This is a genomic window from Candidatus Methylacidiphilum fumarolicum, assembly GCF_949774925.1.
In the GTDB taxonomy this organism is placed as follows: domain Bacteria; phylum Verrucomicrobiota; class Verrucomicrobiia; order Methylacidiphilales; family Methylacidiphilaceae; genus Methylacidiphilum; species Methylacidiphilum fumarolicum.
Genome location: NZ_OX458932.1, coordinates 2,262,815 through 2,279,559, shown reverse-complemented (window position 1 = coordinate 2,279,559; position 16,745 = coordinate 2,262,815). Strand labels below are relative to the sequence as shown.

The window sequence follows — 16,745 nt, the reverse complement described above, 5'->3', positions numbered from 1 at the left end:
CAAAAAAGAAAAATAAACTTAAAACTTTCATTCATTCTATTAACCCACTAAAAGCATATAATGAAAGAAGCTTCTTTTCCAAAGAACTGTTGGGAAGAACCCTTTCTTAGAAGGCTATTATTTGTCCCCCTAGCTCTGGCTCTTTCTAGCTGTGCGGTTGGTCCAGACTACCATAGACCAGCAGTTGAAACACCTTTGGCTTTTAAGTGGGGGAACAGCCCTAATGCTGACAAACCTTCGACAGGACAAGACAATGTCTCGATCATAGAGCAACAGACTGCTTCTGGTAAAAGGTTGGAAGGGATCCGTTGGAAAAAAGCGCTTCCCCAAGATGCGATTGCTAAAGGGGAGTGGTGGAAAATTTTCAAAGACCCTCTTTTGGATCAACTGGAAGCACAGCTGCTTGTTGGCAACCAACAGCTCAAGGGTATTTATGCTCAAGTGGTGGAGGCTAGGTCTCTTGTAACTCAGTCACTTTCCAATTTTTTCCCTCACATCGGCTTTTATCCTTTTTATTCTCGCTTACGATTTTCTCAAAACCAACCCTTTTTCTTTCTGCAGCATCCAGTGGTTTCACCTGTTTTTAATCCGGCTGGTACTCAGCAGATAGGTTTTACTCAATTTCAGGTTGGATTACCTATTTATTGGAATGAATGGGCTTTGCCTCTAGCGGCATCGTACGAGGCTGATGTCTGGGGAAGGTATCGGCGCGAGCTGGAAGCAGCAAAAGCCTCTGCTCAAGCTACGCAAGCGGCCTATGAATCCCTGCTTCTTACATTGCATGCAGAACTTGCCACTGACTATTTTTCCATTCGTTATATAGATGCTCAATTGGCTGTTTACCGCTATATGATAGACGTTTTTAGGGATAATCTTTATTTGGTGCAAAGCCGATATGATGGGGGGCTAGCCAATGAGCTTGATTTGGCAAGGGCTAAAACCGATTTGGCTAACCTTCAGTCTCAATACATTGGATTGGAAAACACCAGGGCCCAAATTGAAAACGCCATCGCAGTGCTTTTGGGGAAACCTGCTTCTTCTGTAAAGATTGCATCCAATCCAATTTCTGGATCCCCCCCCGTATTACCCGAATATCTTCCTTCTGATCTTTTACAGAGAAGACCTGATGTCGCTCAAGCCGAAAGACAAATGGCTGCGGCTAACGCCGACATTGGTGTGGCTCTTGGTGCTTTCTTTCCTTCTGTAAATCTTTTAGCTTCGGTAGGGTTACTGAGTTCTACTGTAGAAATGCTTTTTAATGGCTCAAGCAGGTTTTGGACTCTCGGCCCGTTTGTCAGTCTTCCTATTTTTGAAGGAGGTCAATTGGTGGCTGGCCTCCAACAAGCCAAAGCAGCATATCAAGCGGCTGTCGCCAATTACAGACAGGGGGTACTTGTAGCCTTTCAGGATGTTGAAAATGCTCTTGCGGCTTTGAAGATTCTTGAAGCGCAGCAAGAGGCACAACAGCGAACAGTCGCTTTTGCAAAAGATCAGTTTGACGTGTCCTTGGTTCGATTTAAAGAGGGATTAGTGAATTATATTGAAGTGGATACGACCGAACAGGTATGGCTAAATGCGCAACTGCTTAATCTCCAAATCCTAGGAGAAAGATTTATTGCAACAGTGGCTTTGATTAGAGCATTGGGAGGCGGATGGGAAGATTACAGCATGCGGCCAGTGGGGGCAAATCCCAAAGTGAAGCCTTCCTCGAGATCCTAAAGCGGATAGGAGTTTTCTATGACTAGAATGATGTATGCTGCTAGCGAGAACGATCCGAATATGCTTTATGCGACCCACATCCGGGTTCCTGATCCTTTCCTTTGGATTGAAACGGAAACAAAAAGCTATGCTTTCTTTAGTAAACTTGAGATTGATCGAGCAAAACGAGAGGCTAAGGCCGATGTGGTGCTTTCCTATGAAGAAGCTAGCGGTATTAAGGAAGAAAAACTCTCTCCTTCACTTCTAATCCAAGAAATTTGTCGAAAACTTCGGCTTCGACAGCTCACCGTTCCTTCTAACTTTCCTCTAGGATTAGCGGAAGTGCTCAGAAAAAAAGGGTTAAAAATTATCCCTAAACAAGGCGAATTTTTCCCCGAACGTTCCGTGAAGACCCAACAAGAAATAGAAGCGATTATCAGAATTCTTCGTGTTGCAGAGAAGGGGATGAAAAAAGCCATCGAAATCCTCAAGGAAAGCGAAATTAGCAAGGATGGATCGCTTCGGTGGCAAAAGAAAGTTTTAGACTCTAAGACACTGAGAGACGAAATAGAAATTGCAATGATGAGAGAGGGGGCTTTGGCCAGCAACACTATTGTGGCCTGTGGAAAGGAAGCTTGCGATCCTCATGAGATTGGGAAAGGAAAACTCATGGCTCATCAGTCGATTGTCATTGATATTTTCCCAAGAGATAAAACTACAGGTTATTTTGGCGATCTGAGTCGAACGGTGGTCAAAGGCACTCCTTCTCAAGCCCTTCGTGAACTTTACTTAACGGTTCAGGAAGCTAAGCAGTGGGTTTTAAGTGTGTTACGGGAAGGAGCCGATGGCAAAAAAATCGAAAAGGAAATCCGACAGAGGTTTGATAAAAAAGGCTACCCTACTGAAATCCGAAGTGGTCGATGGGTTGGTTTTTTTCATGGGTTAGGCCATGGGGTAGGGCTAGAAATCCATGAACCACCCAGGTTTAGGAAAGCAGTTTTTAAAACCAATCAGGTGATCACGGTTGAACCGGGGCTATATTATCCAGAAATTGGAGGGGTGAGATTAGAGGATATGGTTGTCATCAAGAAAGAGGGAGTAGAAAATTTAACCAAAATCGAAGAAAAATTAGAAATTGATTGAAAAGCGTTCTGTTCTACATAAAGCTTTATAAGAATAATATGAATATGTTTTTATTTTGGTTACCTCCGCTCCAAGAAAATGAGCCAAAAGCTCCTGATGAAGCTCCTGAGCCGAGTGCCCCTTCTCCCCCAGCTCTCCCTGGATTCCCTGGCCCAACAATGCCTCCTGGCGAGCTCCCTTAGATTTCCTAGGAATAGGGAAGCAAAATAATCACTTCCGATTCACTCTCCATATCAACCAGAATCCTAGGGTTTGAAAAATGATATTGGGAAGCCAAATAATAAGCTCTGGGAAAAAATTTGTTTTTGCTTTTAAAGCATCAGCAAGAAGAACAATGACATAATAAGAAAGTACGATGAATAAGCTTAAAGCTACCCCAATGGAAGTTTCTTTTCTTTGGACTTGAATAGCTAGTGGGGCACCTACAAGAACAAAGGTAAAACAAGAAAGAGAAAAGGCCAATCTTTTCTGAAATTCGGTCAATACAGGGGTTGGATTAGAAGTAAAACCGAATAAATCAGCGGCTACAATTTGTCGACCTATCTCATCCAGAGTGGAAAGACCGATGCTTTTTCTAACTGCTAACCGGTCGAATAAGGTGGCAAGGGATATTTCATAAGGCAGTTGGGTGGCTCGTGAACCAGGCATGACCAATTTTACATTTTGAGGGTCTGCAATGTTTCTTTCTTCTTGCCGTGCATTCCAGAGAGTCAGAAGAATTCTTTGGTGAGCTAGATCGGGTTCAATATCAGCCTCTGAGGCTCGAATAGAGCGTAAGGGGCGAAGCTCGGCATCAGTTTCCCATATGTAGACATCTTGAAGCCTAGCTCCTATACGGTTATTAGCATATAAACGAAAACCATCAAACTGGTCTATTGTTTTGCTGCTTTTGAAAAAAGATAGAGGGTTGTGGAGCATGACATCAGAGAAGATTTCTTTAAAGGCATGCCGGCTTTTAGGTCCAATATAGGCGTTGATGGCAAAACTAAAAATGCTATAAAGGAGCGCAAACCAAATAATGGGAGCCATGATCGCGCCAATGCTAATCCCAGCACTTTTTAATGCAACCAGTTCTCTGTCTTGAGACATTTTTCCAAATAGCAGAATGACAGCAATGAGAAGTCCCCATGGTAAAGTAAATGTCAGCACGAAGGGAATTAGTGATAAAAGGAGTTTCAGGGAAATCCACAAAGGCACATCGTTATTTACAAGAAGATCTGATAAATCTCGGAAAGCATTGGCAATGACTAGAAAAAAGGTCAAAATGGTAGTAGTTATAAGAGAATTTTTAAAAAGTTCTAGAAAAAGAAATTTATAAATTGTTCTCATGAAAGATGAGAATAAAATAAAACAATAGAAATGAATTGATACAAATTATCGATAAGTACCAGACAAATGCAACCTAAAAGAAAAGAGAGGGAAGAGTATGTCATTGCAATTACAAATTGATCAGCAACTAAAAGAAGCAATGAAGAAAAAGGAATTGGAGAAAATCTCCACCTTAAGGCTACTAAAGTCGGCGATTAATTATGCTGCTATCCAAAAGTCCCAAAAAGAACTGACGGATCAAGAAATCATCGGAGTCATCTCTAAGGAGATAAAAAAAAGGGAAGAGTCGATTCTTGAATACACAAAAGCCAACAGAACTGAACTAGCGGAAAAAGAAAAGTTGGAGATAGCTATTTTAAAAGAGTTTTTGCCTGAAGCGATGTCCGAAGAAGAAATGGAAGCCCTCGTGAAGAAAGTCATTGAAGAAACGCAGGCCAAAGACAGAAAAGAGATGGGCGTGGTTATGAAAACAGTAATAGCTAGAGCTGGTGGTAGAGCGGATGGAAAGAAACTTCAAGAACTGGTGAAAAAATATCTGGGTTAAGACACTTCGCAGAAAAAAAGAATGGAAGAACCTATTTCGAAAAAACTGTTCTGTGGATCGCCATGAATATTAGCCAGGAAAGAATCTGGTTGATTCTTGCTACTGTTCTTGAGTTTTGTGTTTCTCTTTATGGTTTTTTCATATTAGGAGCTAAAAAGCGGACGGGAGGAGACAAGTTAAGTTTTATTCTTCTTTTTATCGCTTTCTTTTTAGAAACCCTTTTCTTATATTTGAGAGGCATTTCTATCAATCATTGTCCTATCACCAATTTTCTGGAAACTCTTGCATTCCTTTCTTGGGCTTTACTACTTATCTATTTTATCATCGGCTCAACTTATAGAATCTCCATTCTAGGTTTTTTTACAGCTCCGACTGCCTTCTTGATTAATCTGATTGGCTTGAGTGGTCGACCCGATACCCCCAAGCTGATGCCCAAATTAGGGTGGATGCTGGAAGTGCACGCGGCTTTTTCGATATTAGCTTATGCGATTTTTGGAATCGCAGCCCTTGCCGCAGTCATTTATCTGATGGAAGATAAAGAACTCAAAACCCATAAACTTTCATCTTTATTTTTTTGGTTCCCGCCTATAGGGGATCTTTTTTATATTCAAAAAAGAATTTTATTGATGGGGCTTGTTTTGCTGACAGCTGGCCTTATAGGAGGCATTTTGATATCTCCAAAAAGTTCTTGGGATTGGGTAAAAATTAGCTGGTCGATTGGAATCTGGTTATTTTATCTTTATCTAGTTTTCTGCTCTTTTCTTTTTCATCCAGGAATGAAGCGATTATCTATCCTATCGATTGGCGGCTTTTTATTTATTTTTTTAACATTTTGGGGAATAAATTATTTTAGTCAATTTCATAGATTTTAAATACCATGAAAATTCTCTTCGGGGGCGGGCTTTCTTTTGATACTTCCTCCATTGAATTACGTGAACAGGTAGCATTCCGCAGCGAGGAATATCCTCAGGCGCTCTCCATGATGAAAGAAATGATGCAACTAGAAGAAGCGGTGTTACTTTCTACCTGCAATCGAGTGGAATTTTTTGCAGTCAGTAAAGATCCTGATCAGGCTTCAAAAAGTTGGAGTGAATTTCTGAAAATATACCATAAAAAGCAATTCCCCTTTGAATTATATTCTCATTTTTACAAGGGCAAAAATTGCATCGAACATCTTTTTGAACTTGCCAGTGGTTTAAAATCCATGGTTGTGGGGGAGACCGAAATTTTAGGCCAACTAAAGGAAGCTTATCTGATTGCAAAGGCGCAGGGTATGGCTGGTAAGTATTTAAACAAGCTATTCCAGTCTGGCTTTGCCGCAGCTAAAGCAGCACGATCTGCGACATGGATCACACGGGGGAGCATTTCGGTGAGTGCTGTGGCTGTTGATTTGGCTGAAAAACTCTTTGGGAGGCTCTCTGGTTGTTCTATAATGATTGTTGGAGCCGGAGTCGTCAGTGAGGCTACTGCCAAAGCTCTTCAAAAGAAAGGGGGAAATATTATTCTTGTAGCCAATCGCACTTTTGAAAAGGCCCTCTCTATAAGCCAAGAGATAAAAGCTGAAGCCATTCCTTGGTCTGAATTTCCAAATCGAATTTCCAGAGTGGATATACTTATTAGCTCTACGGCCGCTCCCCATTATGTAATCACTAGAGAGAAACTAGCCCCCCTTATGGGGATGCGTGGGGGCAGGCCGCTTTTCCTCATAGATCTTGCCGTTCCTAGGGATATTGATCCGGCAGTTCAAGAATTGGATGGAGTCTATTGTTATAACATTGATGATTTGCAGTCGATTGCCGACCAGAATCTAAAAGATCGTCTGGCCGAGGTAGATAAATGCAAAAATCTTATAGCGCCGCATATCGAAAGATATTATCAATGGATGATAGGATCATTAAATGCTACAGAATCAGGTTTTATTAGGAATTTTAGGATCGCGTGAACTTACTTGTTATTGGAACACGGGGTAGCCCGCTAGCTTTAATTCAAACTCAGAGTATTATTGACCGTCTGAAGCAGGAATACACGGATCTAGAGATAAAGACGAAAATAATAAAGACCACTGGTGATCAATTGTGTGACTATGAGCATTTAGAAGCAATCCAGCAAAGAGGAATTTTTACAAAGGAAATAGAAAAAAAATTACTCGAAGCTGAAATTGATCTAGCTGTTCATAGCCTCAAAGATTTGCCTGTGGAAATGCCTCAAGGATTGGAGATTGCAGCCATACCACCAAGGGAGGATCCAAGGGATTGCTGGGTAAGCCTTCATTATCCGCATCCTGATGGCCTTGAGCCTGGGGCTATTGTGGCAGTAGGTAGTCCCAGGAGAGCTAATCAACTGTTAAGAAAGAGGCCAGATCTACGAGTAGTTCCTATTCGAGGCAATGTTGAGACACGGTTAAAAAGGCTTAGAGAAAATAAAGAATGGATGGGAACCATTTTGGCGATAGCAGGAATAAAAAGGCTTGGGATAGATTTATCCTCTTTTTTTTGCACACCTCTCGGAATGGATTGGATGCTGGCTGCTCCGGGTCAGGGAGCCTTAGCTTTGGAAACACGGCAGGGAGATAAAAGGACTAAGGATCTTGTCCAATTCCTCAATGATTTTCCTTCGGCTTGTGAAGTATGTGCTGAAAGATCTTTTCTTTATGAACTTGGAGGGGGGTGCAGAGCGGCTGTGGGGGCTATGGCAAAAGTAGAAGGATCTAAGTTAGTCCTCTATGGGATATGGTGGCCAGAAGGCAGTCTGCGACCAAAAGAGGGAAAAGTTGTTGGTCAAATTCAAGAAGCTAAAAAGTTAGGGCAAGAGTTAGCCCATTTGTTAAAAAAACTGTAGATTGGATTGGGAAAAAGCAAAAAAATGAAGGATAAAAAGATTGGAACGGTTTTTCTTGTTGGCGCTGGCCCTGGAGACCCATTGCTTTTAACGCTCAAGGCCAAAGAGCTCATAGAGAAAGCCGATTTTATATTCTATGACTATCTCTGTAATCCAGAAATCTTAGATTGGGCTTCTAACCATTGTATAAAAGTTTATGTAGGGAAAATTGCCGGCAAAGCAGCTTATTCACAAAGGGAAATAGAACAGATGCTTATCTCTAAAGCGGCTGAAGGAAAGAATGTAGTCCGATTAAAAGGGGGAGATCCTCTTTTGTTTGGCCGTGGAGGAGAAGAAGCGGAGGCTTTGAAGCAGTCGGGAATTCCTTTTGAAATAGTTCCAGGGGTAAGTTCCGCTTTAGCTGTTCCTGCATATGCTGGGATCCCTTTAACCCATAGGAATTATGCTTCAGTGCTGACCATTGTCACGGGTCACGAAGATCCCGCAAAGAAATCTTCGGCTATAGGATGGGAAACGGTCGCCAAATTAAAGGGAACGAAAGTCATATTAATGGGAGTGGAGCGAATTGGTGCAATCGTTAGTAGCCTTATAGAGTCTGGAATGGATCCTAAGACGCCGCTGGCTGTTATTTCCTGGGGAACTTTTCCTTATCAAAAAGTGGTAGAATCTACCCTAGGGGACATATTGTCTGGAACGCATTCAATATTTACTCCGCCTGCTATCATTGTCATTGGAGAGGTGGTTCGGCTTAGAAAAGAATTGCAGTGGTTTGAAAATAAGCCTCTTTACGGACAAAGGGTGGTGGTGACAAGAACCAAAGAAGCTTGCTCAAGACTAGCGAAGCGTTTAATTGAACTTGGAGCTGAAGTCTTGGAAATTCCGACAATTAGAATTATCCCTCAGCCATTGGATGCTAAGCAGAAACGAATATTAGAAAATATTGATGCCTTTTATGATTGGCTTCTCTTTACGAGCCCAACGGCAGTAGACATATTTTTTGATCAATTTCTTCAGCTTGAAAATGATATTCGACGGCTCGGAAAAGTAAAACTGGGAGCGATTGGAAAGTCAACCGCTCGAGCCATCGCCTCTTTCTATCTTCATGTGGATGTGATTCCAGAAAAATTTACTTCCATGAGCTTAGGGGAATGTTTTTATCAAAGGGGCATCGAGGGGGTACGGTTTTTACTGCCGCGAAGTTCTTTAGCCGATGATAGCCTAGCCAATGTGTTAAAAACACAGGGAGCCAGTGTCGATCAATGGTCTTTATATGCAATAGAGCCCGAAACCGAAGATGTCCGTGGGCACAGAGAGAGATTTAAACATATTGGAGCCCATTGGATTCTATTTGCTAGCGCCAGTTCAGTTAGATATTGGCATCAACTGAACCTCCAATGCCATGATACCTCTCTAATACCTAAAGTAGTTAGCATAGGACCTCTCACCACAAAGGCCTTAAAAGATTTTCAACAAGAAGTGTATGTCGAATCAAAAGAACATAGTATTGATGGGCTTATTGAGACTCTTCTTCAAGTTGTCAAACAAAATAGAGCTGGTAACTAACAGTTTATACCTATGGCTTATGGAATCGAAAATAGAATTTTATGAACTTGGTAATGAAGCTCTCGCTGTGGGAGACTTAGAAAAGGCTAAATTTTATTATACAAAAAGTGTAGAGACTGATCCTTCATATTTCGAAGGATGGCAAGCCTTGGCCATGGCCTATTATAAATTAGGAGAATACGAAAAATCGATCGATGCTAATAAAAAGGCTCTTGAATTACGGCCGGAGGATTCTATGGTTTGGACGAGCCTTTCCTTAGCTTATATGAGGTTAGGGAATAAGATAGAAGCAGAAAAAGCTTCTTTTAAAGCGAGAATTTTTTCATGGAAAAAATCATCCTAAGGATTTATATAAAAGTATTTGATAAAAATAAGAAACATCATAAAATAATGTTGTTATACTTAATTAAATAATGTAAATAAAGAATTTTAAAGTAAAATAACAACAATATGAAACTCAAACAACTTACGAGTGCTGAGGTAAAAGAACTAGCCAAGCTCGTACAGGAAAAAGAAGAACTTCAGGAAAAGGTTTCTGAAATTGAGCGTAAGATACAAACTCTTTGGAAAGTAGGGATCAAAGTTCCCAAGAAAAGAATCGAGAAAATACGAGTATCAGTAAAAAAAAGGGGGCCAGAAAAGGGGAGTATTCCAGGGCATCTTAAAAACTCGATACTGGAGGCTTTAAGAAAAGCTGGGAACGAGGGATTGACTGTAAAAGAGCTTTCTGAAAAGCTTGGAGTAAAGATAAATAATCTTTACAGTTGGTTTTATACAACCGGCAAGAAAACGCCCGGACTTATAAAAATTGGCAAAAGCAAATATAGAATAGAAGAATCTACTGTCGAGCCTGAGGCATTGCAAAAATCTGAAAAAGACGAAAAAATTAAAAACCAAAAATAATATTCCCCATTTTAGTTTTTTGATTCATTCTCTTTGTTCTATTTTTTGTTAGGGATCAACATAGGCTACGGTGCTCCTGGTAGGGGATCTGGCACTATATGTCTTTCCAGAAAGCTTTCTACAGAAGAAGCAATGGAAGGAAACGTGTTCTTTCTTCCTGAGGGACAAGGCGTTGCTTTGTAAGGAGAAGGCCTAAACTGGGTGGAAGCTTTTTAAGAAAAAACCAGCATCTATCCAATGGGGGGTGGGGCTTTTAAGATCTTTAAGCAATAGTCATTAGAAGTGCGCAATACATTTCCTTCTTTTCTGTATTCTTTTCTAAGGAATCCCAAAGCAATCGGTTTTTCATAGCCAAAGGAATAACAACTAGAAGTTAGCCGACCAACGGCTTGATTTTGGTCGAATAACTGCACGCATTGGGGAATACTGTCATCAAGACAAATGAAAAGAGTTAAAAGATGGTTTACTTGACCTAAATGATGGATCCTAGAAATAATTTCCTGGCCAACATAGCAACCTTTTGTAAAGCTTATTGCTTCTTTGTTAAGAAAAGCTTCCAAAGCTATAACATTAGCTGTTAGCTCAAAGCCCCATCTAGGAATCATTGCTTCGAGTCGTAAACTTTCCAATATCCTGGGAGGTACTTCCATACAACTGAAATTTTCAATTACCGTTTGCGACCATATGTCCCATCCAGGAATACCGAATCTTTTGTTAAAAAAGCACAATTCGAAGCCTTTTGGAGACTCTAGACCAAAATAATGATAGAGTCTATAGGAGTCATTTAGCTGTTCGATTGAAACTTTGTCTGCAACAAGAAAACTTGTTAATCGCTTCTCCGTACTCTCTTCGCTCTCTTTTGGTGCATCGATATAAAATGCGTCCTCCTGATTGGCTATCCAAAGTTCGCAATCGATCCTTCCTTTTCTGTTAAGGGCAGCCGTGTGTAAAGATTGTCCTACAGGTAGAGAAGAAAGATCAGCTGGGATTTGTCCATTTAAATATTTTGTCCTGTCTTTGCCATAAGCCTTCCAAAGACTTCGATCTCTTAAAGAACACCATCCAGGCTGTCCTTGGATTAATTTTTCATAAATGATTTTCTCGTTCATGGCTAGACACTTCAATTAATAGCTTCAAAAGAGTCGCTGCTTTGTTTGACTTCATTTGCTGATAAATTGCATGAAATAAACTTTTATGAACAAAGGAAGAGTAATTTTCTTTTTGTAAATTTAAATAGCTAAACATTATGCGTCAATCTTTAAGCTAAAGAGCGGCATGGCTCATTCTTTTGGGTTAGTGAAGGAGAGATTCGAGGGCATAGCTGTCTTTAGGTTCTAGGTTTTGTAGAGGACTTCAGTTGTTTGAGCTGCCGGCAAAGAATAGATAATGGGGTCAAATATCGTTGTCATTACTAATAAAAAAATATTAATTAATAGGAAGAATGCTCCAGATTTGCTCGTAAAGGAGATAGTTCTATACTTCTGGCAGAAAGAACCAATAGAAAGGATCTGGAGGCGGCTATGTCCTGTAGTTTGCGCGCAGGAACCAACACATGGTATTCTTATAGCCATGAAAACTGACCAGCTACAAGTTGATAATTATTTCATGGGAAAAGCCTTAGAGAAAGCTACAGAAGCTTTCGAAAAGGGGGAAGTTCCAATTGGGGCAGTAATTGTGCGGGATCAAAAGATTCTGGGAATGGGACGCAATCGGGTGGAGGAATGTTGTGATGTAACAGCTCATGCCGAAATGGAAGCCATCCGTAATGCGCAGCTTCTTCTTGGAGATTGGAGGCTAACAGCAACGACTATTTATGTCACCAAAGAGCCTTGTTTAATGTGTTATGGCGCTATCCTATTGAGTCGCATTGCAAGAGTGGTATTTGGTATTGAAGACCCTAAAAAAGGAATTTTTCGACCCCCTACATTTTTTTTCAATGGGGGAAAAAAATTGGAAATTACTTCTGGAATTAGATCTGAAGAGTCTTTAGAGTTAATGAAAAGGTTTTTTTTTGTTCTAAGAAATAAAAAAAGGGAGTTGCCACTTTGCGATATTGAGATTAGTTAATGTCAATATCATGGAAGAAAAAACTGTTCATGACACGGGTGAAAAAAATCTACTAAAGGATATTAACTTGCTGTTTCAAAAAAAGTTCCATGAGAATCTCAAGCGAAGCTGTTTACCAACTTATTCTGTTAAATTAAGATATTGTCCAACCAATGGTATTTTGCCTAAAGAGCTCGTAGAGATTCCAAAAACTGACCACCTTCATTTCTTTAATGGCTATGTCCAGAAAGCAATAGGTTACACCATTGAAGATCTGGCCTTGGAAAATGGGGAGGAGGGGGGTGAACTAACTCTTCTTTTAGATGGAGCAAAAAACTTTACTAGTCATAAAAAAAGATATGAACAGTTATCTAAAAAACTTGATCGTATAAGGATATGGAGTATCCATCCCTTAGAAGGGTTGCCTTCTAATATCGATTTGATTCACCCAGTACATCCACGGTTAGCAAAGTATCGGTTTTATTTGTTTAGGAATTTGAAAATTGAGGTGGTATTTGTCTGCAAGCAGCTGAACCGAGCCACTGACATTGGTTCCCAAAAGTTCATTGGTTTTTGCAGTTTTGATCCTTTTATTGTTCATTCATTACGTTGGAAATTTTATCTTCTAAGTTCTGGAATCGATAAAATCGTCAGCCATTGGGAAAAACTTTTTCTCTGGCCCACCTTCCGGATCCAGGAAATCGAAAATTTTATTAATACGAAATTAAATTCCTATTTTACTGATTAGTCTTGCTTTTTTTCTCATTTAATGTAGGAATTGGCCTTCATGGCTGCAATAACCCCCTTTTTTGCTAAAGAGCTTCGGTTCCATTTTTTGGGAATATGTGGAACGGCTATGGGAGCTGTGGCTTCGATGCTCAAAGATATGGGTTATGTCGTAGGAGGGTCAGATGAAAATGTTTATCCGCCCTTATCGACTTTTTTGAGCCAGAAAGGAATAGTGGTAGCAGAAGGATACAAAGCAGAAAATCTTCCAAAGGAAGTGGATGGAACCCTAGTTGTTGTTGGAAATGCGATCAAAAGAGGCAATCCAGAGCTGGAAGCGGTTTTAGAAAAAAAATACCTTTTTGTGTCCTTGCCTGAAATATTGAGATTTTTCTTTCTTCACGGCAAACAGAATATCATTGTCACTGGAACCCATGGGAAAACCACCACCACTTCCCTACTAGTATGGCTATTTGAATCTGCTTCCCTTAATCCCTCCTTTTTTATTGGAGGTCTTCCTAATAATTTTGCCTCCGGATGCAGATATACTCAAAGTGACTATTGGATTTTGGAAGGAGATGAATATGATACAGCCTATTTTGATAAAAGAAGTAAATTTCTCCATTACCTTCCTCAAACAGTTATTATAAATAATATTGAATATGATCATGCAGACATTTTTTCGAGCCTAGAAGATATTTTGCTTTCTTTTAAAAGACTTGTTCATCTAATTCCAAAAACAGGCCATTTAATCATTCCAGAGGATGATCCAACCATTGCGGAAGTAGCCAAGGGCTCCTTGGCGCCGGTCTATACCGTTGGGTTGGGGAAAAAGGCAGACTTCCAGATCAGTGAAATTACATACGAAGAGGCAGGTAGCAACTTCAAGATGCTTGGGGAATCATTTTTTTTACCAATGCCTGGGGAATATAATGTAAGGAATGCAGCGATGGCTATTGCAGCAGCCACCCTTTATGGTATAAGGCCGGAATTGATAGCCAAAGCATTGAAGGGATTCCTTGGAGTCAAACGCCGGCTTGAAATATTGGGGGATGTTTGTGGCATTAAAATCTTGGATGATTTTGGTCATCATCCAACGGCCATTTGTAAAACAATCCAAGCTATCCGGCAACGTTATCCTGGCAGCAGGATTTGGTCAGTATTTGAACCTCGGAGCAATACCACTCGAAGAGCTGTTTTTCAAGAAGAGCTGCCCCATTCTCTGTCTTTTGCTGATGGTGTAATCGTTAGTGAGGTGGCGAACAAAGAAGGGATTCCTCCCACCGAAAGACTAAATCCAGAAAAAATTGTTCAAGATATCAATCGCAAAGGTATCCCCTCGTATTTCTGTTCTTCGCCTCAAGATATCCTGGAAAGGCTTCAGAAAGTATTGGTTCCAGGAGACGTTGTAGTGTTTTTCAGCAATGGCTCTTTTTATGGTCTTCCTTCTAGATTAGTGGAAATGCTGAAAAAATCGAGTGGATCCATTTGACCACTCTAGTGGGACAAAATGACCCAATGGTACCCTCCTTATAAAAGATATAAAGAATCTACTATTTAAATATCTCCTTGCTCTCGAATAAGATCTAAAATTGTTTTTTTTATGGCACATTTTTTGCTCTAAAAAAAGTATGGCACACGTATTAGGCATCGATTTAGGTACGACGAATTCCTGTATGGCGATAGTAGAGGGCGGCCAACCAGTGGTTTTGGAGAATTCCGAAGGGGCTAGGACAACCCCATCAGTGGTGGCGTTTACAAAAAGTGGAGAAAGATTGGTAGGTCAGGCGGCCAAGCGACAGGCAATCACCAATTCTAAAAATACCATTTATTCCATAAAGCGGTTTATCGGAAGAAGGTTTAGCGAAGTTCAAGAAGAAATAAAGAGGGTTCCTTATAAGGTCATAGAAGGCAAGAATGGTGATTGTGCTGTAGAAGTAGAGGTAGGAGGGGAACGAAGGATCTATACACCTCAGGAAATATCTGCTTTCATATTAATGAAACTGAAAGCGGATGCAGAATCCAAACTTGGAGAAAAAATTACCCAGGCGGTTATCACAGTTCCTGCTTATTTCAACGATAGCCAGCGTCAAGCCACCAAGGCTGCCGGTGAAATTGCTGGATTTGAAGTATTGAGGATTATCAATGAGCCGACGGCAGCTTCTCTTGCCTATGGACTAGATAAAAAGAAAGACGAGCGGATCGCCGTTTACGATTTAGGGGGAGGAACGTTTGATATTTCTATTTTGGAGATTGGGGAGGGGGTTTTCGAAGTTAAGGCGACCAATGGGGATACGCATCTTGGAGGAGACGATTGGGATGCAGCCATAATGGAATGGATTATTCAAGATTTCAAAAAAGAAACAGGTATTGATTTGCATGGTCAACCTGACGCAGTCCAAAGGATCAAAGAAGAGGCTGAAAAAGCCAAAATTGCTTTATCTTCAGCCCTTGAATATGAGATCAATTTGCCCTTTATAACAGCTGATCAAACGGGCCCTAAGCATATTCAGAAGAAATTAACGAGAGCCAAGCTAGAGCAACTGACCGAACATCTTGCTGAAAGAACAGTTCAGCCTGTTCTCAACTGTTTGAAGGATGCAAAATTAACGGCTGCCGAGATTGATGAGCTTGTGTTAGTGGGTGGAATGACCAGGATGCCAAAAATCATCGAAACAGCTAGGCGGCTTATAGGTAGAGAACCTCATAAGGGAGTAAATCCTGATGAGGTAGTGGCTGTTGGGGCAGCCATACAAGGAGCAGTGTTAAAGGGGCAGGTGAAAGATGTGCTGCTGTTAGATGTTACTCCCTTGACTCTTTCTATTGAAACAGCTGGAGGCATTGCGACTCCTATGATTCCTAGGAATACGACGATTCCTACCCGCAAATCTCAAATATTCAGCACCTTTTCAGACAACCAGCCAAGTGTAGAAATAAGAGTGCTTCAGGGAGAAAGGCCAATGGCAAGAGACAACAAGCTATTGGGAGTTTTCCATTTGGACGGTATTCCTCCGGCTCCTCGAGGGGTGCCGCAGATTGAGGTAACCTTTGATATAGATGCCAATGGAATTCTTCATGTTTCTGCTAAGGATTTAGGAACAGGCAGAGAGCAAAAAATAACGATTACAGGCTCCAGCGGACTTTCCAAGGAAGAAATAGAAAAAATGACAAAGGAGGCCGAAGCGTATCGAGAACAGGATCTGAAGAATAAGGAGAGAGCTGAGGCTAAGAACAATGCGGATAACGCTGCTTACCAAGCAGAAAAGCTCTTGAGAGAATACGGAGACAAAGTCGATTCAGCTAAGAAGCTGGAGATTGAGAAATGCATTGAGAAAGTTAGAGAAGTCATTAAGGGAGATGATACGGATGCTATCAAGAAAGCTATGGAAGAACTCAATGAAAAAGTCCAAGCTATTTCAGTAGAAATGTATAGAGCGGCTTCATCCAAGGCTTCTTCGAGTTCTTCTCCGCCACCAAGCTCAGGTGGTGAAAAATCCGATGTAATCGATGCGGAGTTTGAAAAAGTTGACAAGGATAAGCCTTAAAGGTTCTAGCGCAGAAGGTATGCTATTCTGGGAGATAAAAACAAATCTTTTGATTAGATCAAAACAAAATGGTTTTGGAACTAACTTGAAAAAAGGAGGTAAAGATGGTTGAACCTAAAATTCGCCCTTTAGGTGAGCGGGTATTAGTCAAGCTCAACGAAGAAAAGGAAGTAAGAAAAGGAGGAATCATTATTCCGGATACAGCCAAAGAAAAACCCCAGGAAGCAACGGTTATTGCTGTTGGTCCTGGGAAGTTGGATGAAAACGGGAAAAGAATTCCGATAGAGCTTAAAAAAGGAGATAAGGTTCTCATTAGCAAATATGGTGGAACTGAAGTAAAAATCGATGGAGAATCCTTTCAGATTCTTCGCGAAGACGATGTTTTGGCCATCATTGAAGAATAAACAAAC

Annotated in this window: 16 protein-coding genes; 14 read left to right on the top strand and 2 right to left on the bottom strand. The window is 40.7% G+C overall.

Going from position 1 to position 16,745, the window contains the following annotated elements:
• Window positions 1–60: 60 nt before the first annotated feature.
• Together QOL44_RS10355 and QOL44_RS10350 are read left to right on the top strand one after the other, a co-directional pair.
• Window positions 61–1,719 (top strand): efflux transporter outer membrane subunit, encoded by a 1,659-nt coding sequence (locus QOL44_RS10355; RefSeq protein WP_009061593.1) that lies wholly within the window; start codon window positions 61–63, stop codon window positions 1,717–1,719.
• An 18-nt stretch (window positions 1,720–1,737) separates the two neighbouring features.
• Window positions 1,738–2,841, top strand: coding sequence for a M24 family metallopeptidase (locus QOL44_RS10350; RefSeq protein WP_009061591.1), 1,104 nt, complete (start codon window positions 1,738–1,740; stop codon window positions 2,839–2,841).
• A gap of 210 nt (window positions 2,842–3,051) precedes the next feature.
• On the opposite strand, the gene QOL44_RS10345 is transcribed toward QOL44_RS10350, so the two are convergent.
• Window positions 3,052–4,170, bottom strand: a complete 1,119-nt coding sequence (locus tag QOL44_RS10345; RefSeq protein WP_009061589.1) for an LptF/LptG family permease — start codon at window positions 4,168–4,170, stop codon at window positions 3,052–3,054.
• Between the two features lie 97 nt (window positions 4,171–4,267).
• On the opposite strand from QOL44_RS10345, the gene QOL44_RS10340 reads away from it, so the two are divergent.
• From QOL44_RS10340 to QOL44_RS10310, 7 genes are all read left to right on the top strand, one after another.
• Window positions 4,268–4,714, top strand: coding sequence for a GatB/YqeY domain-containing protein (locus QOL44_RS10340; RefSeq protein ID WP_009061585.1), 447 nt, complete (start codon window positions 4,268–4,270; stop codon window positions 4,712–4,714).
• 62 nt (window positions 4,715–4,776) lie between these two features.
• Window positions 4,777–5,586, top strand: a complete 810-nt coding sequence (locus QOL44_RS10335) for a cytochrome C assembly family protein (protein ID WP_009061583.1) — start codon at window positions 4,777–4,779, stop codon at window positions 5,584–5,586.
• Between the two features lie 5 nt (window positions 5,587–5,591).
• Window positions 5,592–6,656 carry a glutamyl-tRNA reductase gene (gene hemA / locus QOL44_RS10330; RefSeq protein WP_009061581.1) on the top strand — a complete coding sequence of 355 codons (1,065 nt, stop codon included), beginning with the start codon at window positions 5,592–5,594 and terminating at the stop codon, window positions 6,654–6,656.
• Window positions 6,653–7,552: a hydroxymethylbilane synthase gene (gene hemC, locus QOL44_RS10325; protein WP_009061579.1), complete on the top strand. Its 900-nt coding sequence runs from the start codon at window positions 6,653–6,655 to the stop codon at window positions 7,550–7,552. Before hemA ends, hemC begins: the two co-directional genes overlap by 4 nt.
• Window positions 7,553–7,576: 24 nt before the next feature.
• Window positions 7,577–9,115, top strand: coding sequence for a uroporphyrinogen-III C-methyltransferase (gene cobA / locus QOL44_RS10320; protein ID WP_009061577.1), 1,539 nt, complete (start codon window positions 7,577–7,579; stop codon window positions 9,113–9,115).
• 19 nt (window positions 9,116–9,134) lie between these two features.
• Window positions 9,135–9,458: a tetratricopeptide repeat protein gene (locus QOL44_RS10315; RefSeq protein ID WP_009061575.1), complete on the top strand. Its 324-nt coding sequence runs from the start codon at window positions 9,135–9,137 to the stop codon at window positions 9,456–9,458.
• Window positions 9,459–9,565: 107 nt separating this feature from the next.
• Window positions 9,566–10,018 carry a hypothetical protein gene (locus tag QOL44_RS10310; protein ID WP_009061573.1) on the top strand — a complete coding sequence of 151 codons (453 nt, stop codon included), beginning with the start codon at window positions 9,566–9,568 and terminating at the stop codon, window positions 10,016–10,018.
• A 230-nt stretch (window positions 10,019–10,248) separates the two neighbouring features.
• Here QOL44_RS10310 and ygfZ read toward each other — a convergent pair whose 3' ends face one another.
• The gene (gene ygfZ / locus QOL44_RS10305; protein WP_009061569.1) at window positions 10,249–11,127 is read right to left on the bottom strand and encodes a CAF17-like 4Fe-4S cluster assembly/insertion protein YgfZ; all 879 of its coding nucleotides are present in this window, start codon (window positions 11,125–11,127) and stop codon (window positions 10,249–10,251) included.
• Window positions 11,128–11,404: 277 nt separating this feature from the next.
• On the opposite strand from ygfZ, the gene QOL44_RS10300 reads away from it, so the two are divergent.
• From QOL44_RS10300 to groES, 5 genes are all read left to right on the top strand, one after another.
• Complete coding sequence (locus QOL44_RS10300; RefSeq protein ID WP_009061567.1) at window positions 11,405–12,085, top strand: nucleoside deaminase; 681 nt, start codon at window positions 11,405–11,407, stop codon at window positions 12,083–12,085.
• Window positions 12,086–12,095: 10 nt separating this feature from the next.
• Window positions 12,096–12,812 carry a hypothetical protein gene (locus tag QOL44_RS10295; RefSeq protein ID WP_009061566.1) on the top strand — a complete coding sequence of 239 codons (717 nt, stop codon included), beginning with the start codon at window positions 12,096–12,098 and terminating at the stop codon, window positions 12,810–12,812.
• A 39-nt stretch (window positions 12,813–12,851) separates the two neighbouring features.
• On the top strand, window positions 12,852–14,282 hold the full coding sequence (gene mpl / locus QOL44_RS10290) for a UDP-N-acetylmuramate:L-alanyl-gamma-D-glutamyl-meso-diaminopimelate ligase (protein ID WP_009061564.1): 1,431 nt from the start codon (window positions 12,852–12,854) through the stop codon (window positions 14,280–14,282).
• 139 nt (window positions 14,283–14,421) lie between these two features.
• Window positions 14,422–16,335 (top strand): molecular chaperone DnaK, encoded by a 1,914-nt coding sequence (gene dnaK / locus QOL44_RS10285; RefSeq protein WP_009061562.1) that lies wholly within the window; start codon window positions 14,422–14,424, stop codon window positions 16,333–16,335.
• Between the two features lie 104 nt (window positions 16,336–16,439).
• Entirely contained in the window at window positions 16,440–16,739 is a 300-nt protein-coding gene (gene groES / locus QOL44_RS10280; RefSeq protein WP_009061560.1) for a co-chaperone GroES, read from the top strand.
• The last annotated feature ends 6 nt before the right edge of the window (window positions 16,740–16,745 follow it).